The sequence below is a fragment of the Candidatus Clostridium eludens genome (assembly GCF_045310515.1).
Classification (GTDB): domain Bacteria; phylum Bacillota; class Clostridia; order Clostridiales; family Clostridiaceae; genus Clostridium_B; species Clostridium_B eludens.
On the sequence record NZ_JBJHZX010000118.1, the window covers coordinates 1 to 1496 of the forward strand.

Genomic DNA, 1496 nt, shown 5'->3' on the forward strand with positions numbered 1-1496 from the left:
CTGACGTATGGACAGTTTAATGTAAATTAATGTATAAAACATTTACAGGATAAAATTATGTAGAAAACCGCCTTAAAACCCTATAAAATATAGTTGCAACCAATATAAATAGGAAGGCGGTTAACAAGTATGTTAAATACTCAAGAATATATTATCACAGAACTGAAAAAAAACCTAGAATCTATGATTTTTTTGACAGCACCTAGATTAAGAATTTTAGTAGCAATTATAATAGGAATTATAGACTCAGGATCAGTTGTGCTATCAAAAATTGCACAAGAATTAAAGAGCGACTTCAGTGAGGCAACTGAAGCAAGTAAAGTAAAAAGGATTTTCAGATTCTTAACAAATGATAAAATAAATACTGATATAGTTCAATACCATTTTGCAAGGACTCTTCTGAAGAAATATAAGAATCATTCAGGAAAGGTTCATATAATTTTTGACCATACCACAAAAGAGGATGTATTTACTATTCTTCAATTTTCACTAAGGGTTGATAACAGAGTGATTCCATTGTGGCATAAAATATTTGAGTATCAAGATAAGAAAAACAAAGAATTTGAGCATGTCTATGAAGGATTAAAAGTGGTTCATGAACTCTTATCCCCTTATAATTTTGATGTAATTCTTTTAGCTGATAGAGGCTTTAGAAGTGTTGAATTGTTTAAGTTTATTGATGAAGAATTAAAATGGAAATATGCAATAAGATGTATATCAACTACAAATGTTAGAATTTCAAACAAGCCTGGAATCAAAAAATTGAGTGACATAAAGATAAAAGCAAATAAGCGAAAATCCTTTGAGAAAGTGCTGTTAACAGAGGAAAAATATGAATGCAATCTGGGAGTTGCCTTAGCAGAAGATAATGATGTATGGTATATTGCAACAAACATGAAGCCCCAAAAAGCTATAAATGAATATCAAAAAAGATTTGATATTGAGGAAGCATTCAGAGATTTAAAGAGCAATGGATTTAATATGGAGGATAGCTGGTCAAAAGGAATAACTTATTTTAATAACTTATATTTATGTCTTTCCACAGCCTATACTTGGCTTATAATATTAGGAAAAATCTGCACAAAGAATAAGAAAAATAAAGAGCTGGGAGCTGTAAGGATTAACAAGAATAAAAAGACAATAAGGGTATACAGTCTGTTTAGGGTCGGTTTGAAATGGTTTAAGAGATGCTACAATGATTATAGAAAAAAGTACAGGCTTAATTTTGATTTTATTCTACATGAGAAGTAATCATAACCAAACATTACAGTAATAATCTGGATATTTATAGTGTCGGTTAATCCAGGGTAGTAGTCTATACCTTTATATGTCCATAATATTGAATTATATTAATATATAACCATATAAGGCTAATACAGTATATTATCAGGATGAAAATACTATGAAAATTAGAACTAAGCAGCACTCCATGAAAGTATTTATTGAAATTTTTAGAAGATTAACTTGTTATAACCATATATATGTCCATACGTCAG

1 protein-coding gene is annotated in these 1496 nt (G+C 29.3%); it reads left to right on the forward strand.

Features of this window, described 5'->3' with window-relative positions:
• Positions 1 to 129 precede the first annotated feature (129 nt).
• Entirely contained in the window at positions 130 to 1251 is a 1122-nt protein-coding gene (locus ACJDU8_RS25425) for a transposase (protein ID WP_406794980.1), read from the forward strand.
• Positions 1252 to 1496: the final 245 nt, after the last annotated feature.